This window comes from Brevundimonas sp. M20 (genome assembly GCF_006547065.1).
In the GTDB taxonomy this organism is placed as follows: domain Bacteria; phylum Pseudomonadota; class Alphaproteobacteria; order Caulobacterales; family Caulobacteraceae; genus Brevundimonas.
This window is the reverse complement of record NZ_CP041243.1, coordinates 675,744-700,171: the sequence shown is the minus strand read 5'-3', so window position 1 is coordinate 700,171 and position 24,428 is coordinate 675,744. Positions and strand designations below refer to the sequence as shown.

Here is a 24,428-nt window from a genome sequence, read left to right as displayed (position 1 = left end):
GAACCGGCAAATCAGGTCAGCCTTGGGGATACTCCGCACGCCAGCCTTTCGGACCCGATGACCGACACCGCGCCCACCCCCGCCCTGCCCGACGGACAGGCCCTCGCCACCCTCATCGCCGGCAAGCTGTGCCACGATTTCATCAGCCCGGCGGGGGCGATCAGCTCGGGTCTGGACCTGCTGAAGGACCCGACCGCCCAGGACATGCGCGACGACGCCATGAGCCTGATCGAGGCCAGTTCGAAGAAGATGATCGCGCTGGTGAATTTCGCCCGCGTGGCCTTCGGCGCCGCCACCTCGGCCGAGCGCTTCTCGGGCGCCGAGCTGGGCGAACTGGTGTCGGGCCTGACCGAGGGCGGCCGCGCGACCCTGAACTGGGCCGTGACCGAGGGGACCTATTCCAAGCCGCAGGCCCGGGCGCTGGTGAACCTGGCCTATATGGCCATGGCGGCCCTGCCGTCGGGCGGCGTGGCGACCATCCGCACCCACATCGCCAGCGACGGCGTGGTGATCGAAGGGGTGTCCGAAGGCGCCCGTGCGCGTCTGAAGGGCGAGGCCGTCGCCGGGCTGGCGGGCCGCCCCCTGACCGAGGGCCTTCCGGGCCAGTGGATCCAGCCCTACTGGCTGTGGTTAACGGCACATGACGCGGGGGGCGCACTTGATGTACAAGCCGAGGAAGGCCGCGTGTCGCTCACGGCGCGCATGCCTAACTGACGCTTAAGCCGGTTTCCCAAGGACTCGTTAACCGGCGCGAAGCGATCATAGAGGATAGTGCACACGCGGGCGTTGCGGCCCGATTCGCCTGCAGGATACGCGCTTGACCCCCAGGACCTGTCTGATCGTCGACGACAGCCGGATCATCCGGAAAGTCGCGCGACGCATCATCGAGGGCCTTGGTTTCGAGGTCGACGAGGCCGCCGACGGCTCGGAGGCGCTGGCCTTCTGCGCCGGCCTGATGCCCGAAGTGATCCTGCTGGACTGGTCCATGCCCGTCATGGACGGCCTGACCTTCCTGCGCCGCCTGCGCGACCTGCCGGGCGGGCGGGAGCCCAAGGTTCTGTTCTGCACCATCGAGACCCGTGCCGACCGCATCGCCGAGGCCCTGTCCGCGGGCGCCGACGACTATGTGATGAAGCCGTTCGACGGTGAGATCCTGAGCTCGAAATTCGCCGAGGTGGGGGCCGTCTGAACCCATGTCGCCTGAGGACTTCGATCGCCTGCAATCGCTGATGGCCTCGCGCGCGGGGTTCAGGCTTTCGCGCGACCGGATGAAGCTGGCCGAGCACCGTCTGGGGCCGGTGGCCCGACGTGAAGGGTTCGAGACCGTCGACGCCATGCTGGCCTCGCTGTGGGCCAGGCCCGTCGCAAGCCTGGGCTGGGCGATCATCGAGGCCCTGCTGAATCCCGAAACCTGGTTCCGCCGGGACCGTCCCACCTTCGACACCCTGGGCGGCGAACTCCTGCCGGCGCTCAGCCGCGCGCGCGGCGGCCAGCCGGTGCGCATCTGGTCGGCGGGCTGCTCGACCGGGCAGGAACCCCTGTCGATCGCCATGGCCGCGCTGGACGCCGGGTCGCCGGTCGAGATCGTGGGCACCGACCTGTCACAGCGCGCTCTGGAGAAGGCCCGCACGGGCGCCTACACAGGCTTCGAAATCCAGCGCGGCCTCAAGGCCGAGACCATGCTGCGCTGGTTCGAGCAGACCGAGGAGGCGTGGATCGCCAAGCCGCAGCTGCGCGCCGCCGTCCACTTCGCCCGCGCCAACCTGCTGGACCCGCCGACCGACGACACCCGGTTCGACATCATCTTCTGCCGCAACCTGCTGGACGACGTGGACCCCGCCCGCCGGCCGCAGGTGCTCGACAATCTGGAGCGCCGCCTGGTCGATGACGGCGTGTTGTTCCTCGGCCCCGACGAGCGAATCGACGGCGACAGCGTGGCGTTCCGCGCGGTCTCCGGCCGTCGCGGCCTGTTCGTGAAGGCGCCCTCGGCGATCCGCCGCGCGGCCTGATCCCCCTTCGCTAATCCGCCCGGATGCCCTAGCCTCCCTGTCATCTGGACCGGGGGGAGGCGTCTTCATGCGGCTTTGGTGGCTGATCGGATCACTGGTGGTCGCGCTGGGCGTCGGCGTCCTGACCCTGCAGGTTCCGCGACCGGCTCCGGCCACGGCCCCGGCGACCGAATTCTCCAGCGACCGGGCCATGATCGACATCCGGGCCATCGCGCAGCGTCCCCATCCGGTCGGCTCGGCCGAACATGCACGGGTGCAGGCGTATCTGATGCAGCGGATGGGCGCGCTGGGCCTGCAAACCTCGACCCAGACCGGCCCCCTGTCGCCCGGAGCCATCCGGCGGCTGGAGCGGGCGGGCGGCGACCCTGCCGCAGCGAATTTCAGCGCCACCAATCTGATTGGCGTGCTGCCCGGCCGCGATCCGGCCCTGCCCGCCGTGGCCCTGATGGCCCATTACGACACCACGGTGACTTCGCCGGGCGCGGCGGATGACTCGACCGGGGTGGCGGCCGCGCTGGAGACCGCGCGCGCGATCCGGGCGCGGGGTCCGGCGGACCGGACGCTGGTGGTCCTGCTGACCGACGGCGAGGAACTGGATCTGGACGGCGCCCGGGTCTTCTGGGGCGGCCATCCCCTGCGCGACCGCATCGGCGCGGTGGTCAACCTCGAGGCGCGGGGCGGCGGCGGGCGGGCCATGATGTTCGAGACCGGGCGCGGCAACGCCGAAACCATCGCCCTGTTCGGACAGGCCGCGCGCCGGGCCGACGGCGGGGTGACGTCCAACTCTCTGGCCATCTTCGTCTACAAGGTCATGCCCAACGGCACCGACTTCACCGTCCCGGCCGGCCGGGGCGTGCAAGGGCTGAACTTCGCCTTTATCGGCCGCCCGGAGCAGTATCACGCCGCCGACTCGACCCCCGCGACACTCGATCAGGGCAGCGTGCAGCACCTCGGCTCACAGGCGTTGGAAAGCGCCGACGCCCTGCTGCGCGCGCCGGCTCTGCCGCGCGAAACGACAAACGCCGTCTACGCCGACGTGTTCGGCCGGGTCATCGTCCAGTATCCGCCGGTCGTGGGCTGGGCGCTGTGGGGCGTCGCGGCGGTCCTGCTGTGCATCGCGGCGGCCCTAGCCCGCAAGCGCGCGGGACTGACCTTCGCCGAGGTCGGCCGGGGCATGGTGGACGGCCTGTGGTTCCTCAGCGCCGGTCTGGTGGTCACCCATGTGGTGCGGGCTCTCGGCGGACCGATGGCGGACCGGGTCGACAGCGACGCCGCCTACTATGTCCTGCTGGCCCGCCTGCCCTGGCTGGAGGCGGGCGTGGCGCTGGCGGTGCTGGCGGTCATCCTCGCGGTGCTAGGCGGCCGGGCGCGTCCGGACCGGCGCGTGTCCGCCGGAGCCCTGACCGTTCTGACCCTCGCCACCATCCCGCTGGCGGGGGTCAACGTCATGATCCTGATCGCCGGGGCGGTCGCGGTCGGCCTGTCGCTGGTCCCGCATCTGGCGGCGCGTAGCGTCTGGGGCGGCTGGACCGGACTGATCGCGCTGGTGCTGGTGTGCGCCGCGGCCGCACAGACGGCGGCGCCGGAAATCGCCTTCCTCTTCCTGTGGCCGGCCCTGCTGGCGACAGTCGCCGCGGTGGCCGTGGCGGCGCTGAATCCGGGCCTGACCCGCCCCATCGGCCTCGCGCCGGTCGCGGTCACGGCGGCGGTCGGCGGCGCCTGGCTGGTCGGCATGGCGCACCCGGTCTTCCTGGGCATCGGCATGGACCTGCCCGGCGTTCTGGCCCTGCTCGGCCTGCTGGGCCTGATGCTGGTCCGCCCGTTCGCCCCGGAGACGGCCGGTCGCCGCCCCCTGCTGATGGTCGCCCTCGCGGTTCTGCTGCTGGGCGCGGGCCTGTCCGGCTACGCGGCGATCACCGAGCCCATGATCGCCGCCGCGACGGCCTGAACACGCCCTTTATGAACGGATGCGTCATTTTTGGACGTATGAAACCGGAACTTCGGGCGGACAGAACAAGAACATCTTGTGAACCGGAACAAACCGTGCACATAGTCCGCCTCACACAACGAGGGGGCGGGTCCGTGGCGGGTCTCTCCCGAAACCAGATGGGAATCATGGCAAGGGAGACGAAGGCAATGTCACAGGCGGCTCTGAAGTTGGTAGGCAAGGAAGACGGCGACAAGCAACGCGCTCTGGAGGCGGCGATCGCGCAGATTGATCGCGCCTTCGGCAAGGGCTCCGTGATGAAGCTCGGCAAGGCCGGCGTCGTCGCGGAAATCGAAAGCGTCTCGACCGGTTCGCTGGGTCTCGACATGGCGCTCGGCATCGGCGGTCTGCCGGTCGGGCGGGTGATCGAGGTCTTCGGGCCGGAATCCTCGGGCAAGACCACCCTGGCCCTGCACACCGTCGCGGAAGTGCAGAAGAAGGGCGGCGTGGCCGCCTTCGTCGACGCCGAACACGCGCTGGACCCGGTCTACGCCCAGAAGCTGGGCGTGAACCTGGACGACCTGCTGGTGTCGCAGCCCGACACGGGCGAGCAGGCGCTGGAAATCGTGGACACCCTCGTCCGTTCGGGCGCCGTGGACATCGTGGTGGTCGACTCGGTCGCCGCCCTGACGCCGCGCGCCGAAATCGAGGGCGAGATGGGCGACAGCCTGCCCGGCCTTCAGGCCCGCCTGATGTCGCAGGCCCTGCGCAAGCTGACCGCCTCGATCTCCAAGTCGAAATGCATCGTCCTGTTCATCAACCAGATCCGTCACAAGATCGGCGTGATGTACGGCTCCCCGGAAACCACCACGGGCGGCAATGCGCTGAAATTCTACGCCTCGGTTCGTCTGGACATCCGCCGCACCGGCGCGATCAAGGACCGCGACGAAGTGGTCGGCAACACCACCCGCGTGAAGGTGGTCAAGAACAAGGTCGCCCCGCCGTTCCGCGAGGTTATCTTCGACATCATGTACGGCGAGGGCATCTCCAAGCTGGGCGAGGTCATCGATCTGGGCGTGAAGGCCGGCATCATCGAGAAGTCGGGGTCGTGGTTCAGCTATGACTCGACCCGCATCGGTCAGGGCCGCGAGAACGTGCGCGCCTTCCTGAAGGCCAATCCGGACGTCGCCGCCGCCATCGAGAAGGCTGTCCGCGCCTCGACCAACAAGATCGCCGACGAACTGCTGGGCACGCCCGAGCCCGACGAAGGCCAGGACCTCGAGGGCTAGACTCCGCACTGAGGCTGCTCGTCGCCATCCGGCGAGCGGCCGCAGAGTCCGATATGTCCGCTGAATTTTGAGTCCGGCCTCGCCGGACGCAGACACCGAACCTTCTCCGATCAGGTCCGGCGACCCGCCATCCGACCCCGCCGGGCCGGGACCGGACGGAGCGGCCGCTCAACGCCCCGCCGGCGTTGGGCGGCCTTTTTTCCTTGGTGCACGACGATCAGGGCCACAGACTGCCCGGATGACGCAAACCTCCCGCTACAACGCCCTGATGGATGAACTCTGTGTCGGGCTGGGCTGGGGCGGCGGGACCGTCAACGGCCAGCCGAGCCACGTCGACTTCTTTATTCCCGAGGCCGGGCCGGTCACCGCCGAACAGTTCCTGGACTGGCTTCTGGAGGCTGAGGGTTTCACGGCCCTGAGCCATCCACAGGACCATAGACAGTGGCGCGCCCAACTGCTCCCGGTGTTCATCCGAAAAATGGGCGCCGACACCGTGGACGCCACCGAACTCAAATGGAACGCGCCCTGACCCGATCGGACGGAGCGACCGGTCCTTGCCTGTTCCGCTCAAGGCAAGCGAGACAGCGCCTCCTCATAGAGCCGGCGGGTGTTGTCCAGCGCAGCGCGCGCTTCATCCCGCTCCTCCGGCTGGTCCAGTCGGCGACGCAGACTGTGATGCGCCGCCTGAAGCGCCTCCAGCGCCTTGTCCCAGTCGACATAGACGGGGTCATTGTAGTCGATCACGGCGTCTCTCCCTTTTGCTTGTCTGGAGAGAGAACGGGCCGGACGGGATTGCGGCCGTGCGGCCAATCCCCGCGCCGGCGCCCGCCTCGCAAGAAGCGGCGGCCGGACTGAACGGCGAAGGAGTGATGCGTTTGCGCTTAAACCCCTATATGACGCCCGTTCCGCAATTTTTACGCACGTCTGACGCTCGCCCATGACCAGCCTGAAACAGATCCGCTCGACCTATCTCGATTTCTTCGCGGCCGACGGCCACGAGAAGGTCCACTCGGCTCCGCTGGTGCCGCAGAACGACCCGACGCTGATGTTCGTCAACGCGGGCATGGTGCCGTTCAAGGACTACTTCACCGGCGCGGCGACCCCGCCCTTCCCGCGCGCCACCAGCTCGCAGAAATGCGTCCGCGCGGGCGGCAAGCATAACGATCTGGACAACGTCGGCTACACCGCGCGCCACCTGACCTTCTTTGAAATGCTGGGCAATTTCAGCTTCGGCGACTACTTCAAGGAACACGCGATCGACCGCGCCTGGTCGCTGGTGACGAAGGACTTCGGCCTGTCGCCCGACCGCCTCATGGTCACCGTCTACATCGACGACGATGAGGCCTTCGACATCTGGAAAAAGGTCACCGGCTTCCCGGACCACAAGATCGTCCGCATCGCCGGCAGCGACAATTTCTGGGCCATGGGCGACAACGGCCCCTGCGGTCCCTGCACCGAGATCTTCTACGACTACGGCGAACACGTCCCCGGCGGCCCTCCCGGCTCGCCCGATGAGGACGGCGACCGGTTCGTGGAGATCTGGAACAACGTCTTCATGCAGTTCGAGAAGGAGAACGACCAGATCGTTCGCAGCCTTCCCAAGCCCTCGGTGGATACCGGCATGGGTCTGGAGCGCATCGCCTCGGTCCTGCAAGGCAAGAACTCGGTGTTCGACACCGACCTGTTCCAGACCCTGATCGCGGCCTCGGAAGACGCCACCTCGACGAAGTCCGAAGGTGAGCGGGCCTCCAGCCACCGGGTCATCGCCGACCACCTGCGCTCGTCGTCCTTCCTGATCGCCGACGGCGTCACCCCGTCGAACGAAGGCCGGGGCTATGTCCTGCGCCGCATCATGCGCCGCGCCATGCGCCACGCCCACCTGCTGGGCGCCAACGACCCGCTGATGCACCGCCTGGTGCCGACGCTGGTGAGCGAGATGGGCGAGGCCTATCCGGAACTGAAGCGCGCCCAGCCGTTCATCGAGGACACGCTGAAGCAGGAAGAGATCCGCTTCCGCACCACCCTGTCCAAGGGCATGGCCCTGTTCGACACGGCGGTTCAGGGCTTCAACCCCGGCGACATGCTGGACGGTCAGACGGCCTTCACCCTGTCGGATACCTACGGCTTCCCGCTGGACCTGACGCAGGACGAGGCCCGTCGTCGCGGCTACGCCGTCAACGTCGACGGCTTCCAGGAAGCCATGGCCGAGCAGCGCCAGCGTTCGCGCGAGAACTGGAAGGGCTCGGGCCAGACCGCCAACGCCGCCGAATGGCTGGCCGTGCGCGACCGTCTGGGGCCGACCGTCTTCACCGGCTACGACAACATCGACGGTTCGGGCGAAGTCCTGGCCATCATGAAGGGCGGGGCCCCGGTGGACTCGGCGGACGCCGGCGACATCGTCGAGGTCCTGTTCGACACCACCCCCTTCTACGCCGAGAGCGGCGGTCAGGCGGGCGACCACGGAAGCTTCGAATGGCCCGGCGGCGAGGCCGAGGTCATCGACGTCAAGAAGCACGCCGGCGACCTGCACGTCCTGTCGGCCCAGATCACCGCGGGCAAGCTTGAGATCGGCATGCGCGCGGCCCAGCTGGTCGATGCTGACAAGCGCACCACAACCCGCGCCAACCACTCGGCCGCCCACCTGCTGCACACCGCGCTGAAGAACGTGCTGGGGCCGCAGGTCGCGCAGAAGGGCCAACTGGTCGACGCCGAACGCGCCCGCTTCGACTTCAGCCACGCCGCCCCGGTCACCGAGGACGAACTGGCCGCCATCGAGGCCGAGGTGAACGCGGTCATTCGCCAGAACGTCCCGGCGGAAACCAGGCTGATGGCCCCCGAGGCCGCCATCGAGGCCGGCGCCATCGCCCTGTTCGGCGAGAAGTACGGCGAGGAAGTCCGCGTCCTGACGCTGGGCCGTTCGCTGGTGTCGGACAACGCCCCCTACTCGGTCGAACTGTGCGGCGGCACCCATGTCGCCCGCACCGGCGACATCGGCCTGTTCAAGGTCATTCAGGAAACCGGCGTGGCCTCCGGCGTCCGCCGCATCGAGGCCCTGACCGGCGAGGCCGCGCGCCTGTACCTCGAAGGTCAGGCCGGGGTGGCGCGCAAGCTGGCCCGCGACTTCAAGGTCCAGACCGGCGACGTGACCGGTCGCGTCGAAGGCCTGCAGACCTCGGTCAAGGCGCTGGAGAAGCAGGTCGCCGAGCTTAGGAAGCAGCTGGCCCTGGGCGGCGGTTCGGGCGCGAACGCGGCCCCGGAAGAGATCAACGGCGTCAAGCTGATCGCCCGCGTCCTCGACGGCGTCGACGGCAAGGGTCTGCGCGGCGTGGCCGAGGACTTCCGCAAGCAGGTCGGTTCGGGCGTCGTCGCCCTGATCGGCGTGACGGACGGCAAGGCGGCGGTCACCGTCGCCGCGACCTCGGACGTCGTCGGCAAGGTCAATGCGGCCGATCTGGCCCGCGCGGCGGTGCTGGCGATGGGCGGTCAGGGCGCGGGCGGCAAGCCCGACTTCGCCCAGGGCGGCGCCCCGGACGGCGGCAAGGCCGAGGACGGTCTGGCGGCGGTGCGGGCGGCGCTGGGGGCCTAACCGCCGTCGGTCTGCAGGTCCACCGCCGCCAGTTGCCAGCGGAACAGCCCCCGGCGTTCGAGGATCAGGGCCAGATGCTGGTCCGGCTTTTCCCGGTCGGTCAGGGTCACGGCGAAATGGTTGAGGTCGCGGTATCCCCATGACTGATGCAGGTCCTTGCCGCCCTTCCGGTCGCCTGCCTGTGACTTGGGCTCGGGAGCGCCGGCGGGGCGGGGCGCTTCGGCTGTCGTAACCATCTGGGCCACCACCTCGGGCGTGACCACGGCGTCGATGGCGCCGTCCAGGATCATCGGCGCCAGCATCATGCCCAGCCCGCCCAGCCCCTTCTCGGCGAGGCGGGGGTCGCGGCCGATGCGGCTGGCGACCTCAAGGCTCAACTGGTCCTTCAGGCTCTCACGCAGGGCGGGGAAGTCGACGAGCCGTTCCAGCTTGCGGGCATCCCCCGCCTTGGCGGCGCGGATCAACGCCTGCCCGGCGAACACCGGCGCCAGGCCCCATGCAGCGGCCAGAAGCAACGCCGCCGCCAGCACACCGCCGGTCAGCAGTTTCTTGGTCATACTCTTCCCTCTGGCGTCGTAACGCCTCCCCACCGCTACGGTTGCCCGAGTCGAGCCTGCTTAGCCAGTGGGCGGAAGATCAGCCGCCCGTCTTGCCGCTTTTGCCAGCGATGGGAGGGAGCTCGGGCGCCGGGTCGTCGGCAGGCGCGCCCGGGGCCGCCGGTGAGACGCCCTCCGGCAGGCCGATGTGGACCAGACGCCATTCGAACGGCCCCTTGCGCTCGAAGGTGAAGACGGTCTTCGAGCCGCCCTCGTCCGTCACCGCCATCCGGGCGCGGTTCACGCCCCAGAAGACCGGCTCGGGGAAGGGATCACGGCGCTCGCCCTCCGACGGCGCGGCGGTGCGCTGGGAGGCGTAGCGGCCCTCGCCCCGGGTCAGGGCGGCGACGGCGGCGGGGGTCAGATAGGCGTCGGGCGTCGGCCCCAGCGCCGGAACCGCCTGCTCGAACTGACGCCTCACCGCGCCGATGGGGTCTTCGAGGAAGGACGGAGCCGGCGCCTGCGCCGCCGGATTCCCGGTCAGTTGGGGCCGCAGCGACTGGCGCACGGCGGTGTAGTCGATCAGCCGCGACAGGGCCGCCGCATCATTGGCGTCCGCCGCCGACCGAACGGCGAAGAAGGCCACGCCGGGCGCCGCGAAGAAGCTGATCACCGCGATGATGATCGCCGCCAGAATAAGCCGCCCGATGAGTTTCACGCCCGCCCTCCGTTAACCGGACCAGATATGCACGGGCCGGGTCGGTGGCCAAGGCCTTCTCCCCTCGGGGGAGAAGGTGGGCGGCGGAGCCGCTCGGCTGAGGGGGCTCTGTCCGCGCCACAATTGGAAAGGGGGACGCCGTTTCCGGCATCCCCCCATCCGTCATGCTTCGCATGCCACCTTCTCCCCCGCAGGGGAGAAGGGCAATTAAGCCGCCAGTTCCTTGGTCAGGTTCTCGGCGACCTTGTCCAGGAAGCCTTCGGTCGACAGCCACGACTGGGTGTCACCGACCAGCAGGGCCAGGTCCTTGGTCATGTAGCCGGCCTCGACGGTGTCGACGACGACCTTCTCGAGGGTGTCGGCGAACCGGTCCAGCTCGGCGTTGCCGTCCAGCTTGGCGCGGTGCTTGAAGCCACGGGTCCAGGCGAAGATCGAGGCGATCGAGTTGGTGGAGGTGGCTTCGCCCTTCTGGTGTTGGCGGTAGTGACGGGTCACGGTGCCGTGGGCGGCTTCGGTTTCCAGCACCTTGCCGTCCGGGGTCATCAGGACCGAGGTCATCAGGCCCAGCGAGCCGAAGCCCTGGGCGACGATGTCCGACTGCACGTCGCCGTCGTAGTTCTTGCACGCCCAGACGAAGCCGCCCGACCACTTGATCGCGGCCGCGACCATGTCGTCGATCAGACGGTGCTCATAGGTCAGGCCGCGGGCCTTGAATTCAGCGGCGTAGTGCTCGTCGAATACAGCCTGGAAGATGTCCTTGAAGCGGCCGTCATAGGCTTTCAGGATCGTGTTCTTGGTCGAAAGATAGACCGGGTAGTTGCGCTGCAGGCCGTAGGCGAACGAGGCGTGGGCGAACTCGGTGATCGAGGCGTCCAGGTTGTACATGCCCATGGCGACGCCGGCGCCCGGCGACTTGAAGACCTCGTGCTCGATCACCTCGCCGTCGTCGCCGACGAACTTGATCGACAGGGTGCCGGCGCCCGGCATCAGGAAGTCGGTGGCCTTGTACTGGTCGCCGAAGGCGTGACGGCCGACGACGATCGGCTGGGTCCAGCCCGGAACCAGACGCGGCACGTTCGAGCAGATGATCGGCTCACGGAAGACGACGCCGCCCAGGATGTTGCGGATGGTGCCGTTCGGCGACTTCCACATCTTCTTCAGCCCGAATTCCTTCACCCGGGCTTCGTCCGGGGTGATGGTGGCGCACTTCACGCCGACGCCATGCTTCTGGATGGCGTGGGCCGCATCGATGGTCACCTGATCGTCGGTGGCGTCGCGGTGCTCCATGCCCAGGTCGTAGTAGTCCAGTTCCAGGTCCAGGAACGGGAAGACCAGCTTGTCCTTGATCATCTGCCAGATGATGCGGGTCATTTCGTCGCCGTCGATGTCGACGATGGGGTTCTCGACCTTGATCTTGGCCATGCGGATGCTGCCTCTGCCTTGGGGAATATGAAAGGGTCGGCGGGGGTATAGCCCCGTCGCGCCGGGGCGCAAAGCCCGTGCGGGGACGCGGCAGATTATCGCCGTTCACCCTGCCCTGAAAAAGCCGCCTGCGGCCAAGCTGAACGCCGCATCGTCAAGGCTCGTTGGCCTTTCAGTGACTGGCTTACCAAGACCGACGGGGCGCATGAACGATGATGTGGAGACGCTCACCGAGCAATGGATACTCACCTTCTGCGAGACCCCGATTCTGATAGACCCTGAACTGATGCGGCGGGTGCTGGCGGACTACGAGCGGGACCTGCGCACCGGCCGGCGTCCGCATCCGCGAAAGACCGGACGGAACCGGTCGGGGCGATCCCGCGTCTATCAGGGAGATCGGGGTCCGGACGGCGCGCATGTCCTGAAACCCGTCGAAGCTTTGACATTCAGGGGGGAAGACCCGTGCGATATCTGATCCTGACGGCGGCGGCGGCGACCACTCTGGCGGCCTGTGGGCGGGACGAGGCGGACAAGGCCCCGACGCCGGTCGCGGGCGCCGCGAGCCAGGCGCCGGCCGACGCTCCGGGCGCGCCGTCGCCCACGCCGGTCGCGGCGGTCCCGGAGATGCGCGAGTTCCGGGAGTGGCGCGCGGCCTGCGACAACGGCAACGCCTGCGTGGCCTGGAGCGGATCGGATAGCGGCTGGCTCCGCATCGCCATCGACGCCGGTCCTGACGCCGTGCCGACCGTGACCGCCGGCAGTTGGGCCTTCGGCGACGTGGACAAGGCGCCCGAAACGCTGAAGCTGAAGATCGACGGACGGGACTACGCCCTGCGCGGGGGAGGTCGTGAGACCGAGGCGCAGCGGGCGCGGACCGTGATCGCCGCCCTGCCCGCCTCGCGCTTTCTGGCGCTGGCATCGGGCGCACAGACGGCGGACCTGCCGTCGTCTGGCATCTCGGCGGCCCTGTTGTGGATCGACGAGCGACAGGGGCGGTTGAACACCCCCACCGCCCTGATCCGACGCGGCGACCGTCCGGCCTCCGCCGTTCCGGCGCCGCCGCCCCTGCCGCAAGCCACACCGGCTCCGGCGATCTCGCAGCGCGGCTTCGAAGGCGCCGCCAATCCGCTGGAGGACGACGCCAGGGGACTGAAGTTGCCCGCCAACATCGAGGGATTGCAGGCGGTCAAGGACTGCCGGGCGGAGGGCAACGACACGCTCAATCAGGCCATCCTCGGCGCGCGACTGGACGGGCAGACGGTGCTGTGGGGCGTGCCCTGCGGCAGCGGCGCCTATAACGCCACCTATGTCCTGTACCTGAGCCGCCCGGACGGTTCGAATGTTCGCCCGGCGCCCCTGCCCGAACGCACACCCCGCAAGGAAGGCGACATCGGTGGTCAGGGTCCGTGGCTGGTGAACCCGGTCTATGACGCGGAGCGCCGGACACTGACCGTCTTCCCGCGTGGACGCGGCCTCGGCGACTGCGGAACCATCACCACCTGGACCTGGACCACCGGCGGCTTCGCCCTGTCCGAGGAACGCTCCATGGGCGATTGCTGGGGCATGACCCCGGACGTCTGGCCGACACTGTGGCGGACGCGCGGGTGAGCGACGCGGAGGTTCTGATCGTCGGGGCCGGCCCCGCGGGGCTCACGGCGGCGACCTATCTGGCGCGGTTCCGGCGACGTGTGCTGGTGGCCGACGGGGGCCAGTCCCGCGCCTGCTGGATACCCGTCAGCCACAACATGCCCGGCTTTCCCCAAGGCATCACCGGCGACGCCATCCTGAGACGGATGACGGAGCAGGCGGTCGAGTACGGGGCCGTGATCGAAGCCGGGCGTGTTGACGCTCTGGCGCGCGACGGCGGCGACTTCGTCGCCCGGCTGAACGGACGGGAGATGCGAACCCGGGCCGTTCTGCTGGCCACCGGCGTGACCGACCACCATCCCGATCTGCCCGGTGTCGAGCGCGCCATCGAACGGTCGCTGGTTCGCATCTGTCCGATCTGTGACGGCTATGAAGCCATCGACAAGGCCGTGGCAGTGATCGGGACCGACGAGAAGGGCGCCCGGGAGGCGGCCTTCCTGCGCACTTATTCGGACCGGGTGGCGCTTATCCATATCGGGCGCCCGGAGGACCTGGCTTGCGGCGATGAGCTGGAGCGACTGGGGATCGAACTGATCCGCGCCCCGATCGACAATGTGCGGCTGGAGGCTGATCGGGTCACGGCGCTGAGCTGGGGCGGGACTTTCCGCAGCTTCGACCTGGTCTACTCAGCCCTGGGGACCTCGCCGAACGCCGGGCTGGCGGAGGGCCTCGGCGCCAGGACCGGAGAGGACGGGCGGCTGTTCGTGGACGCCCATCAACAGACCACGACGCCCGGGCTCTATGCCGCCGGGGATGTGGTGCGCGGGCTGAACCAGATCGCGGTGGCGAGCGCCGAAGCCGCCGTCGCGGCCACCGACATCCACAATCGGCTGCGGCAGGCGGACGGCCTGATCGTGCCGCCGAAAGCGGGTCGGCCCGAACACCGGGCGTAGGGGAACCCCGGCGTTCGGGCCATGGCTCCCGCGGAGACGGGAGCCCTACGGCAGAGACAGGGGGCGGAGGCTCCCCCGTAGCGTACCGGGTTGGAAAGGGTCAGCGGCGGTGCGCGGCGTCGGACCGGGGCTGTGCGCGCAGACGCCGACGAGCGCGGCTGCGGCGCCAGTCCTCAAGCACCGAGATCCAGCCCCATGCGGGTTCCTTATGCGTGTGGTGCATCTCTTCCATAGCGGCCTCCTCTGTCCGGCGTCGGCGGTGAGAGGACTATCGGCTTGACAGGTCGGCGGGACAAACCAGATTGGCCGGCCACCTCATAAGGCTCGCTTATGGCCGATCCCCTGTCCGGCATTCCCCTCGCCTCCATCCGGGTGTTCGAGGCCGCCGCCCGCCTGAGAAGCTTCACCCGCGCCGCCGAGGAGCTGGGCATGACCCAGGCCGCGGTCAGCTGGCAGATCAAGGCGCTGGAGGGTCGGCTGGGCCAGAGCCTGTTCCGCCGCCTGCCGCGAGAGGTGCAGCCGACCGAGGCCGGAGAGCGCCTGTCGAGCGCCGCGACTGAGGCCGTCACCCTGCTGCGCCGGGCGATCAGCGACCTGACCGAGGCGGACGAGCACATCCTGTCGATCACGACGCTGGCCACGCTGGCGAGCCAGTGGCTGGCGCCGCATCTGGGGGCCTTCCAGTTGGCGAACCCCGGATTGGCGGTGCGGCTGGACACCAATCCGGCCCTGCTGGACCTGTCGCGCGAAGGGTTCGATGTCGGCATCCGTTCGGGTCACGGGGAATGGCCGGGGCTGGAGAGCCAGCTGTTCATGCCGTCGATCTTCACACCCCTGTGCAGCCCGGCGATGGCCGAGCGGCTGAACCTGAAAGAGCCGTGCGACCTGCTGGAGGCGCCCCGGATCGGGATGGAGAAGGAGTGGGCCGAGTGGTTCGCGGTCGCGGGCCTGAGCGAGGGCCGCCGCCCGGCGATCCGCCTGACCGCCGACTATCAGGTGCTGGAGGTGGCGGCGGCGCTGGGCGATCAGGGCGTGGCGCTGGGCTCGCCCATCCTGTTCGCGCGGGAGCTCAGGGCCGGGCTGCTGGTCCGGCCGTTTCCTCAGACGGTGTCCTTCCACACCGGCTACTATCTGGTCTGGCCCGAGGGGCGGCGGCGCTCGCCCAAGATCCGGCGGTTCCGGGAATGGCTGATGTCCGTCGCCGACGCGGACCCCGCCGTGATCGAGGCGCGGGCGGGGGGTTAGCCCCGCCGGCTGGCGACCCAGTCGTCGATGACCCGTTCAAGTACCGTCAGGGGCACGCCGCCCGCGTCGAGGCCGACGTCGTGGAAGCCCTTGATATCGAAACGGTCGCCCAGCGTCGCCTTCGCCTGTTCGCGCAGGCGCACCCAGGTGGTGTGGCCGACCTTGTAGCTGGAAGCCTGACCCGGCCAGACGGCGTAGCGTTCGACCTCGGTGGTGATCGAGCTTTCCTGATCGCCCAAGGTCTCGACCATGTAGCGAATGCCCTGCTCGCGACTCCAGCGCTTGTAGTGCAGGCCGGAGTCGACCACGAGGCGGGCGGCGCGGAACATCAGCGACTGGATGCAGCCGATCCGGCCCCACGGGTCGTTCTCGTACATGCCGATCTCGTCGGCCAGCTGCTCGGCGTAGAGGCCCCAGCCCTCGGCATAGGCCGAGAAGCCCAGCACCTTGAGCAGGATCGGCGTGTCGACCTTTTCCTGCTGCAGAGCGATCTGGAAGTGATGGCCCGGCACCGCCTCGTGATAGGTCAGGGTCGGCAGGGTGAATTTCGGCCACTCGGCCGTGTCGCGCAGGTTGATGTAGTAGGCGCCCGGTCGCGAGCCATCCAGTGACGGCGACTGGTAGTAGCCGCCCGGCGCGCCGGCCTCGATCTCCTTGGGCACACGGCGGATGTCGCAGGCCGAGGTCGGCAGGCGGCCAAAGTATTCGGGCATCCGCGCCATGACCGTAGCCATCTGGGCGTTGAGGTCCGCCAGCAACTGTTCCTTGGCCTCGTCGGTGTTGGGATAGAGCTGGCCCGGCAGGCTGCCGATGGAGGCTATGCGCTCGCCCACCGTGCCTTGCGTCAGCCCCTGAGCCTTCAGAAGTTCATCGGCCCGGGCGCTCAACTCGGCCACCTGCTCCAGACCCATATCGTGGATCTCCTGCCCGTTCAGGGCGGAGGTGGTGTAGAATTTCAGCCCGTAGCCGTAATAGGCGTCGCCGTCCGGCAGGCGCCAGCAGCCGGCGTCGTGCACGGCCGACGGCAGGGCGGCGGCCAAGGTGTCGCGCTGACGGGTCAGGGCGGGCAGGACCTCGCCGTTGACGATGGCCAAGGCGCGGGCGGCCCAGTCGCCCTGAAGCCCCTTCTCCGCCGCGCGGCGGGCGACCGAGGAAACGAGGGTCAGGCTCGAGGGATCGGCGCCGAGGATCGACTGCATCTGACCGGTGGCGCGCTGGATGACGAAGTCGGGCGGCACGGCGCCCGCCGCGAACTCGGCGCGCATCCGCTCGGTCTCCTGATCAAAGACGGTCGCCAGCGCCGAGAGGCGGGATAGATAGGCCTCAGCGTCCTCGGTCGTGTCGATCGAGTGCTGGCTGTCGAGGAAGTCGGGAATGCTCTGGTAGGCGCCGCCGAGCTGGCTGACCGTATAGGGCGACGGCCACATGCCGCCGCCATAGGGGAAGTCGTAGCCCTGAATCGCCGTCTCGCCGAAGAACCGGACGGTGTCGTGATAGACCTTGAAGCGCGGCGACAGGGCCTCGCGGTCGATGCCGTTCAGGGCCGCCATCGACGCCACGAACTTGACCTTGTCCTGCTGCTGCTTCGCCAGCGAGCGGTCATCCAGCCGGCCCTTCATCGCCGCGCCCGGCCCCTTGTCGAGGCCCAGCATGGTCAGAAGCTCAGGCGAGCTGAGCAGGTGTTCCTGCGTGATCTTGTCCATTACCGTCGACAGGGCCGCGTCGGCGGACCCCGCCTCCTGCGCGAAGACCGCGCCTCCCGTGGCGGCCAGACCGGCCCCGGCGGCGGTGCTCAGAAGGAAACGGCGACGATCCAGCATGACGGACTCCCGGTGGTCATGGATTTGCGTACCCCGACACTGAACGCCCCCTGCCCCCGCTGGCAAGCGGCGTTCGACCGAGGGCTCAGGGCTGCTCGCTCTCGGCGCCGAGCCAGGCGGTGCGGAAGGCCAGTTGTTGCGGCGTCGGCGTGACGCCGGTGGTCTCTATGCGGACCAGTTCGACGTTCGGATCGTTGCCGAGGGTCAGTTGGCCGGTGCGTTCGATCCCCCGCTGAATGAAGCGGACGGCGACGGTGTCGCCGGGCTTCAGCGCCTTGAGCGCATCATCCCAATCCGCCTGACTGTCGATGGCGGTCTCGCCGAGAGCGACGATCTCGTCCCCGCTTTCCAGACCGGCGACGTAGAGGGGCGTGCCGGGGACGGTGGCGGAGGCGAGGCGAACCGTCTCGCCGGTGACCTGAAGCCGGGCCGGACCGGGCCAGGCGGCGGTCGGATTGCGGGGGCGCATCAGGATGCCCGCCTGCGCCAGCATGGGCTGGATCTCCGGCAGCTCGCTGCCCTCGATGCTGAGGGCGAAGAAGGCGTCGGCGAAGGCCTGATCACCGGTCACGGCGGCCAGACCCTTGCGGAGATCGTCGGTGGTGTAGGGGACCTCGTTGACTCCGTGGTGACGCCACATCCAGCGCATGTAGTCGTCCAGCGTCACGTTGCGGAACCGGTCGCGCAGCGTCAGGTCCAGCGACAAGCCCAGAGCCGCGCCCCAGGTGTAGTAGCTGACGAAGATGTTGGGGTTGTTGGGGTCGATGGAGGCGGCGGCGTCGACGAAGGGCGCGCGCAGGCTCATCTCCCGCGGGTTCCCATAGCCGCGCGCCGGGCTGTTCAGCACGGCGTTGAACTGGCCCCCGACGTTGGCGAGGAAGGCGTCGATGTTCGACACCCCGGCGCGGCGGATGGCCAGCGGGCCGTAGTAGTTGGTGAAGCCCTCGGCGAACCACAGGGACGGGGTCGGGTTGGCGCGGGTGAAATCAAAGGGCTCCAGCTCGCGAGGGCGGATGCGCTCCACGTTCCAGGAGTGGAAGAACTCGTGGCTGAGGGTGCCGATCTGGCTGTAGTTGCCCTCGGCCAGCGAGCGCGAGCCGCTGAGGATGGTGGAGTTGCGATGCTCCATGCCGTCGCCGCTGACGTGGGGCAGGTAGTCGGCGATGAAGGTGTAGGTCCCGTAGTCGAAGTCGGGCACGTCGCCGAAGACGGCGATCAGCTGGTCCACCACCTTGCGGGCGCGCTCGGCGAAGATGTCGGCATGCTCGTCCGTGCCCGGATCGTGCAGGGCGATGCGGATGGTGCGCGGGACGCCGTCATCATCGACCTGCCACTCGCGGACCCGGTGGTCGCTGAGCTCGGTCGGGCTGTCCATCAGGTACTGGAGGTTCGGCGCAGTGAAGACAGCCGGATCGGCGGTGGGCGCCAGCTGGGTGGCGATGCGCCAGGACGGGTCGGGCGAGCGGAAGGTCAGCTCCACCGGACGGTCATCATAACCCCGCGCCCACAGCAGGGTGGCGGGCATGTTCAGGTGGGCGTGGGTGGCGTCGATCTGGGCGTAGGTGCCGTCGGCGCGGTCGCCGAACAGGGTGTAGCTGACGCTGATCGTTCCATCGTGACCCGAGACCGTCCAGCCGTAGGGATCGGTGCGCTCGACCTCCAGCGGGCGGCCGGCGCCGTCGACGGCGGCCAGCGAATAGACGTTCCTGGCGAACTCATGGATCGCATAGCGGCCCGGCGAGGAGCGGGACATCTCGAACCGCACCGGCTCGCGGCCCATCTCGCGCCAGGTGACCGTGACCCGGGCCTCATGGTGGACGGCGTTGTCGAAGCTGAGCTCATAGCGGACCGGCGGCGCGGTCTGGGCCAGAACAGGGCTCGCGAAGCCAAGCGACAGGGCGGCCAGACTGATGGCGGCGAACTTCATGCGGGGTCCCTCCAGAGCGCGGCGCGGACCGTGGCGCGAGTATCGGCGCCTGACAAGTGAAGGATCGTTCAGCCCGCGTGGAGCTCCTGCTTCACCCGCTCGGCCAGCGTCTTGATGTCCAGCGGCTTGGGCAGGAAGGAGACGCCGACCTCGTCCTGCAGCAGGTCGGAGAAGTCGCTCTCGGCATAGCCGGAGATGAACATGACCGGGGCGTCGCCGAGATATTTGCGGGCCTTCTTCAGCAGGCTGGGGCCGTCGAGGCCGGGCATGATGACGTCGGAGATCATCATGTCGATCTGGCCCGCGTGTTCCTCGGCCAGCTCCAGCGCCTGTTCACCGTCCTCGGCCTCGATGACCTCGTAGCCGCGCTGACGCAGCAGGCGGGCGGCGATGCCGCGCACGGCGGCCTCGTCTTCGACGAACAGGATGCGGCCCGCGCCGGACAGGTCGCGCGGCGCCTTGACCACCTTCTCGATCACCGGGGTCTCGGCCAGTTCCGCCTCGGCGGCTTCGGGCAGGAAGATGCGGAAAGCGGCGCCGGCCCCTTCGAGGTTGGTGACGTTGATGTGGCCGCCCGCCTGTTCGACGATGCCGTAGACCGTGGCCAGTCCCATGCCGGTGCCTTCGTTCACCGCCTTGGTGGTGAAGAAGGGCTCGAAAATCTTGTCCAGCAGTTCGGGCGGGACGCCCGTGCCGGTGTCCGACACCTCGATCAGGGCGACGGCCTCCGTCTCGGCGGCGGCCCAGCCCATCTGGCGCGCCTCGTCCCGCGTCAGGCGGCGGGTTTTGATGGTGACGACGGCGTCGCCCGGCTCGACCACGCCGCGCATGGCGTCGCGGGCGTTGACGGCCAGGTTCATGACGGCGGTTTCCAGCTGGCTCTTGTCGGCCAGAACCACCGGCAGGTCGCGGCCGTAGTCGGTCTCGAGCCGCACATCCTCGCGCAGCAGGCGGCGCAGCAGGACGGCGAACTCACCGACCAGTTCACCGAGGTCCAGACGCTCGCGACGGACGGTGGACTTGCGCGAGAAGGCCAGCAGCTTGCGCACCAGATCGGCGGCCCGGATGGCGGTCTGACGGATCTGGTTCAGGCCGTCGTAGGACGGATCGCCGACAGGGTGGCGCTCCAGCAGTTCGGACAACTGCATCTGGATGGCGGTCAGCAGGTTATTGAAGTCGTGCGCCACGCCGCCCGCCAGCTGGCCGACGGCCTGCATCTTCTGGGCTTGCGAGAGCTGGAGCTCCATCGACTTCTGCGACGAGACGTCAAACAGCCAGACCCGGCATTTGCCGTTCTCGGGCGCGACGTAGAGGTGGAGCATCCGGTCGGGGTGGGCGCGGGCGACCAGCTCGATCGGGCCGGAGGAGCCGCCCGCCAGCTTGGCCTTGGCCTCGACCACGCCGGACGGCTCGAACAGGTGGCCGAAAGCGGCGTCGCGGGCGGCGGCCGGGCCGGTCAGGACGGCGAGGGCGGCGTTGGCCTCCTCGACCTTGCCGGCGAACAGGTCGTCAGCCTGGATCAGGGCCGAGCCGAAGGGCGCACCGGCGGCCATGGCGCGACCACCGGGACCGTTCTGGGCCGCGGCAGGACGGTCAGCGGCGGGCGTGGCGACGGGCAGGACAGCCTCGGGCGCGGCGCGCAGGAGGAAGCGTCCCTCCCCGGCCCGGCCGATCAGAACTTCAAGCTCACGCTCGCCGACAGGGACGATGGCGCGGCCATGTTCGCCCGCCCGCGCCTGGGCGAAGGCCATGTAGAGGGCCGAGGCGGCCCCGCCCGAACGCGCGGACGGCAGGGCCACGGTCGCGCCCCCGGCGTTGGCCCAGGCGGCGTTGTAGGCCAGCACCTGCCCGGTGGACCAGACGAGGGCGGCGGGCTCGACCATGGCGTCGAGCAGGTCCACGTCGGCGTCGCCGGTCGGCGGACGTCTTTCGCTGCGCGCGAAGGTGAACAGGCCGATCAGGGACACGGCCCCGACGGTGAAGATCAGGATCAGGCCCGGCGTGCTCATGGGATCGGCGCGGAAGGCCGGATAGGCCATGGCCCCCACCGCCACGACAAAGCCGAGCGCCATCACGATCAGCAGCGGATCAATGGAGCGGCGGGCGGTGGTCGTCGTCATGCGTCTCGGCCCGAATCAGAACGGGTGGAATGCGGGATGATGGGCCGGATGCGCCTGTCGCGCGAATCCGGGCGTCGATGGACGGTGGAGACTGTGGAGACCGTCGAAATACACCGTCTATGGAGTCTATGCCGTCTATCCCGTCTATCGGCTGGCGCGCCTCCGGATTGTTGGTTCGGAGAGATTAGCAGGCCGGTACGTCAGAATTGGTCGTATGGCCGAAACGCAAACCGGCCGCCCCGCGTGAGCAGGACGGCCGGTCGGTAACGCGATGCGTCTGGAGCGTTTACGCCGCCTTCAGCTGCTCGGCCTTTTCGGCGCGGGCCGCGTTGATGCGGGCTTCGGCGATCGAGTCGGCGATTTCGTGGGTCGGACGGCCTTCCGAGGCCGAGCGTTCCAGAACCTCGTCGAGCGTCTCCATCAGGCGCGACAGCTTGCCCTCGACCCAGGCCGGATCGTAGGCGCCGCCGGTGTTGCGGGCGTTCAGCTCGGACGCGACGTTGATGATGCCGCCGCCGTTGACGACATAGTCAGGGGCGTAGAGGACGCCGCGCTCGAACAGGATGCGGCCGATCTCCGGGGTGGCCAGCTGGTTGTTGGCGGCGCCGACGACAGCCTTGGCCGACAGGCGGTCCAGGGTTTGCGGGTTCAGCGTCGCGCCCAGGGCGCACGGGGCGTAGATGTCGGCCTTCACGTCATAGATGGCGTCCGGGGCGACGATCTCGGCGTTGGTGCGGGCGGCGACCTCGGCCAGCAGGGCCGTGTTGACGTCGGTCATGACCAGCTTGGCGCCGGCGGCGTGCAGCTTGTCGGCCAGATAGCCGCCGACGTGGCCGATGCCCTGCAGGGCGATGGTCAGGCCGGTCAGGTCGTCCTGCTTCCACAGGCGACGGGCGACGGTCAGGGTCGAGCGGAACACGCCCTCGGCGGTGACCGGCGACGGATCGCCCGAGGCTTCCGGGCCGTCCGACAGGCCGAGCACATAGGGGGTGACCTTGCGGGCTTCGGCGATGTCGGCGACCGACACGCCGACGTCTTCAGCCGCGTAGTAGATACCGCCGAGGGTCGAGACGGCGCGGCCGAAGGCGGCGAACAGTTCAGGCGTCTTCTGGGTGCGGCTGTCGCCGATGATGACCGACTTGCCGCCGCCCATCTCCAGATCGGCCACGGCGTTCTTGTAGCTCATGCCCTTGGACAGGCGCAGGACGTCCTCGAGTGCTTCAGCCGAGGAGGCGTAGTTCCACATGCGGGTGCCGCCGACGGCCGGGCCGCGCGCGGTTGAGTGAACAGCGATAATGGCGCGCAGGCCGGTCTTTTCGTCATAGACCGCGTGCACGCCTTCGTGGTTCGCGAACGACGGCGAATCGAAAAGGGTCATGCTCATAAGCGTTACTCCCGTGTATTTTTATTGCGCGGCTGCTTACGCGCCGGGGAGATACTCCGCAAGCATGGCGGTTTCGTGATGGGAGACGTGGCCCGGTCGACGGCGCGCATCCGGCAACGGACGGGGGCTGCAAGTGACTGGTGATTGGTGATTGGTGGATGGCCGGGACAACGTGCGGTGTCGGCCCGTCAGGCGACGACGGCAGCCGCATCGAACCACCCGTCACCAATCACCAATCACCCCTCCAGCGCTGGCAGCACAGGGCCAGCACCGGACGGCAGGGGCGCGGCGGTGTCGCGCAGCCAGGCCTCGACGTCGCGGAACATGGTCTCGGCCTGGAGGTCGCGGTTCAGGATGTGCCAGCCCTCGGGGTAATAGCCGGTGCGGAAGCCGGGACGCTCACCGGCGCGGCGCAGGGCCAGACGCATGGCCGATTTGGGGATCACATTGTCGTTCGCGCCGTACAGCAGCAAGGTCGGCTGCTCGAGCGAGCCCAGGCGGATCGAGGCGGTCTCCATCAGGCTGACCAGACCATAGACGGCGTCGAAGCGGGTCGAGATGACGCTGCCGGGGTCGCGGCCGTTGCGGTAGAGCTCGACCATATTGTCCGAGGCCTTGTGCTGCCGGATGGCCCACTCGGGCGTATCGACGGCGGCGGACCCCATGGTGCGGGCGGCGATCCACAGGGCCGAGGCGTTGACCGGCCCGACCGCGCTCCAGCCCCAGACGCCGGGCGCCAGCAGGACGATCCGGTCGGCGGCGGGCGGACGGTCCGAACCGAAGGCGGCGATGGTCACCGAGCCGCCCATGCTCTCGCCGACCACGGCGATGACGGCGTTCGGATGATGGGCGCGGGCCAGGGCGACGGTGGTTCGCAGGTCCTCGGTCATCCGCGCCTCGCCCGCCCAGACGCCGCGGCCGGGAGCGGCGCCGAAGCCGCGCTGATCGATGGCCCAGGTCTCGATGCCCCTCTGCGCCCACCACGGCCCGGCCAGATGGAAGCCCGCGCGACTGTCATTCATGCCGTGCAGGGCGATGATGACGGCCCACGGCTCGCCCTGTTCAGGCGCCCAGCGGGACAGCGGCAGGCGGGCGCCGTCGTCCATCACGAGCGCCTGCCCCTCGACCGCCGGACCGGTGAAGCCGGGCGGCGGCGTCAGCGGCGGCTGGACGGTGGGCGTGGCGCAGGCGGCCAAGGCCAAGGTCAGCGTCAGGGTGAACAGCAGGGCGAGGGTCTTGCGGATCATGCGGACAGGATGCCCTGAACCCGCTCTTTCAGATAGGGGATGACCTCGACCTCGAACCACGGATTGCGGCGTAGCCAGGCGGTGTTGCGCCACGACGGATGCGGCAGGGGCAGGATCGAGGGGGCGTAGTCGCGCCAGGCCCGGACCGTTTCGGTCATGTTCGCCCGCGCCCGATCGCCGAGCGCCCACGCCTGCGCATAACCGCCGACCAGCAAGGTCAGCTCGACGTTCGGCAGTTCGGCCAGCAGTTGAGGCCGCCACAGCTCCGCGCATTTACGCGGCGGCGGATAGTCACCGCCTTTCGGTGCGGTGCCGGGATAGCAGAAGGCCTGCGCCGCCACCCCGATACGCTGATCGGCATAGAAGGTCTCGTAATCCACGCCCAGCCAGTCGCGCAGGCGGTCGCCGGACGGATCGGTGAACGGCAGGCCGCTTTCATGCACCCGCCGGCCCGGCGCCTGGCCGCAGATCAGCAGCCGCGTCTCCGGGAAGACGCGGACCACCGGGCGCGGGGTATGCGGCAACTGGCCGAGGCAGGCCCGGCAGGCGCGGATGTCGGTGAGAACGGTTTCGAGACTCAAATCTCCCTCCCCTCAGGGGGAGGGTGGACCGCGAAGCGGGACGGGTGGGGAGCCGAGCGCTCGGCTACAAACCCCAC

21 protein-coding genes are annotated in these 24,428 nt (G+C 69.0%); 11 read left to right on the top strand and 10 right to left on the bottom strand.

Annotated elements, in window-relative coordinates; all coding sequences use genetic code 11:
* The first annotated feature begins 57 nt into the window (after positions 1-57).
* The 6 genes from chpT (at position 58) to FKQ52_RS03285 (ending at position 5,754) form a co-directional block, all read left to right on the top strand.
* Positions 58-714 (top strand): histidine phosphotransferase ChpT, encoded by a 657-nt coding sequence (chpT, locus tag FKQ52_RS03310; protein WP_141625873.1) that lies wholly within the window; start codon positions 58-60, stop codon positions 712-714.
* A 103-nt stretch (positions 715-817) separates the two neighbouring features.
* A complete protein-coding gene (locus tag FKQ52_RS03305) occupies positions 818-1,189 on the top strand; it encodes a PleD family two-component system response regulator (RefSeq protein WP_141625872.1) in 372 nt (123 codons plus the stop codon).
* 4 nt (positions 1,190-1,193) lie between these two features.
* Positions 1,194-2,009, top strand: a complete 816-nt coding sequence (locus FKQ52_RS03300; RefSeq protein WP_141625871.1) for a protein-glutamate O-methyltransferase CheR — start codon at positions 1,194-1,196, stop codon at positions 2,007-2,009.
* Positions 2,010-2,076: 67 nt separating this feature from the next.
* The gene (locus tag FKQ52_RS03295; RefSeq protein ID WP_141625870.1) at positions 2,077-3,957 is read left to right on the top strand and encodes a M28 family peptidase; all 1,881 of its coding nucleotides are present in this window, start codon (positions 2,077-2,079) and stop codon (positions 3,955-3,957) included.
* Between the two features lie 188 nt (positions 3,958-4,145).
* Complete coding sequence (recA, locus tag FKQ52_RS03290; RefSeq protein ID WP_141625869.1) at positions 4,146-5,225, top strand: recombinase RecA; 1,080 nt, start codon at positions 4,146-4,148, stop codon at positions 5,223-5,225.
* 238 nt (positions 5,226-5,463) lie between these two features.
* A complete protein-coding gene (locus tag FKQ52_RS03285; protein WP_141625868.1) occupies positions 5,464-5,754 on the top strand; it encodes a hypothetical protein in 291 nt (96 codons plus the stop codon).
* Positions 5,755-5,792: 38 nt separating this feature from the next.
* On the opposite strand, the gene FKQ52_RS16350 is transcribed toward FKQ52_RS03285, so the two are convergent.
* Positions 5,793-5,969, bottom strand: coding sequence for a hypothetical protein (locus tag FKQ52_RS16350; protein WP_168196780.1), 177 nt, complete (start codon positions 5,967-5,969; stop codon positions 5,793-5,795).
* A gap of 193 nt (positions 5,970-6,162) precedes the next feature.
* Between FKQ52_RS16350 and alaS the strand changes: the two genes are divergently transcribed.
* Entirely contained in the window at positions 6,163-8,811 is a 2,649-nt protein-coding gene (alaS, locus tag FKQ52_RS03280) for an alanine--tRNA ligase (protein WP_141625867.1), read from the top strand.
* Here the strand turns inward: alaS and FKQ52_RS03275 are convergent.
* The 3 genes from FKQ52_RS03275 to FKQ52_RS03265 all read right to left on the bottom strand — a co-directional run bounded on the left by FKQ52_RS03275 (position 8,808) and on the right by FKQ52_RS03265 (position 11,487).
* Positions 8,808-9,368 (bottom strand): DUF2939 domain-containing protein, encoded by a 561-nt coding sequence (locus tag FKQ52_RS03275; RefSeq protein ID WP_141625866.1) that lies wholly within the window; start codon positions 9,366-9,368, stop codon positions 8,808-8,810. The two genes, alaS and FKQ52_RS03275, sit on opposite strands and share 4 nt — an antisense overlap.
* Positions 9,369-9,447: 79 nt before the next feature.
* Entirely contained in the window at positions 9,448-10,065 is a 618-nt protein-coding gene (locus tag FKQ52_RS03270) for a DUF2939 domain-containing protein (RefSeq protein WP_141625865.1), read from the bottom strand.
* 207 nt (positions 10,066-10,272) lie between these two features.
* Positions 10,273-11,487 carry an NADP-dependent isocitrate dehydrogenase gene (locus FKQ52_RS03265; RefSeq protein WP_141625864.1) on the bottom strand — a complete coding sequence of 405 codons (1,215 nt, stop codon included), beginning with the start codon at positions 11,485-11,487 and terminating at the stop codon, positions 10,273-10,275.
* Between the two features lie 205 nt (positions 11,488-11,692).
* Here FKQ52_RS03265 and FKQ52_RS03260 point away from each other — a divergent pair, with 205 nt between their 5' ends.
* The 4 genes from FKQ52_RS03260 to FKQ52_RS03245 all read left to right on the top strand — a co-directional run bounded on the left by FKQ52_RS03260 (position 11,693) and on the right by FKQ52_RS03245 (position 15,272).
* Positions 11,693-11,962, top strand: a complete 270-nt coding sequence (locus FKQ52_RS03260) for a hypothetical protein (protein ID WP_141625863.1) — start codon at positions 11,693-11,695, stop codon at positions 11,960-11,962.
* Positions 11,950-13,095 carry a DUF1176 domain-containing protein gene (locus tag FKQ52_RS03255; RefSeq protein ID WP_141625862.1) on the top strand — a complete coding sequence of 382 codons (1,146 nt, stop codon included), beginning with the start codon at positions 11,950-11,952 and terminating at the stop codon, positions 13,093-13,095. The genes FKQ52_RS03260 and FKQ52_RS03255 overlap by 13 nt, the downstream gene beginning before the upstream one ends.
* Positions 13,092-14,027, top strand: coding sequence for an NAD(P)/FAD-dependent oxidoreductase (locus FKQ52_RS03250; protein WP_240811726.1), 936 nt, complete (start codon positions 13,092-13,094; stop codon positions 14,025-14,027). Before FKQ52_RS03255 ends, FKQ52_RS03250 begins: the two co-directional genes overlap by 4 nt.
* A gap of 330 nt (positions 14,028-14,357) precedes the next feature.
* Positions 14,358-15,272: a LysR substrate-binding domain-containing protein gene (locus FKQ52_RS03245; RefSeq protein WP_141625861.1), complete on the top strand. Its 915-nt coding sequence runs from the start codon at positions 14,358-14,360 to the stop codon at positions 15,270-15,272.
* Here the strand turns inward: FKQ52_RS03245 and FKQ52_RS03240 are convergent.
* From FKQ52_RS03240 to FKQ52_RS03215, 6 genes are all read right to left on the bottom strand, one after another.
* A complete protein-coding gene (locus FKQ52_RS03240; RefSeq protein WP_141625860.1) occupies positions 15,269-17,092 on the bottom strand; it encodes a DUF885 family protein in 1,824 nt (607 codons plus the stop codon). The two genes, FKQ52_RS03245 and FKQ52_RS03240, sit on opposite strands and share 4 nt — an antisense overlap.
* An 85-nt stretch (positions 17,093-17,177) precedes the next feature.
* Positions 17,178-19,019 (bottom strand): M61 family metallopeptidase, encoded by a 1,842-nt coding sequence (locus FKQ52_RS03235; RefSeq protein WP_141625859.1) that lies wholly within the window; start codon positions 19,017-19,019, stop codon positions 17,178-17,180.
* A 68-nt stretch (positions 19,020-19,087) separates the two neighbouring features.
* Positions 19,088-21,139, bottom strand: a complete 2,052-nt coding sequence (gene cckA / locus FKQ52_RS03230; RefSeq protein WP_168196779.1) for a cell cycle histidine kinase CckA — start codon at positions 21,137-21,139, stop codon at positions 19,088-19,090.
* 286 nt (positions 21,140-21,425) lie between these two features.
* The gene (locus tag FKQ52_RS03225; RefSeq protein WP_141628205.1) at positions 21,426-22,517 is read right to left on the bottom strand and encodes a Glu/Leu/Phe/Val dehydrogenase; all 1,092 of its coding nucleotides are present in this window, start codon (positions 22,515-22,517) and stop codon (positions 21,426-21,428) included.
* Between the two features lie 242 nt (positions 22,518-22,759).
* The gene (locus FKQ52_RS03220; RefSeq protein ID WP_141625858.1) at positions 22,760-23,770 is read right to left on the bottom strand and encodes an alpha/beta fold hydrolase; all 1,011 of its coding nucleotides are present in this window, start codon (positions 23,768-23,770) and stop codon (positions 22,760-22,762) included.
* The gene (locus FKQ52_RS03215; RefSeq protein WP_141625857.1) at positions 23,767-24,351 is read right to left on the bottom strand and encodes a uracil-DNA glycosylase family protein; all 585 of its coding nucleotides are present in this window, start codon (positions 24,349-24,351) and stop codon (positions 23,767-23,769) included. Before FKQ52_RS03215 ends, FKQ52_RS03220 begins: the two co-directional genes overlap by 4 nt.
* Between the last annotated feature and the right edge of the window lie 77 nt (positions 24,352-24,428).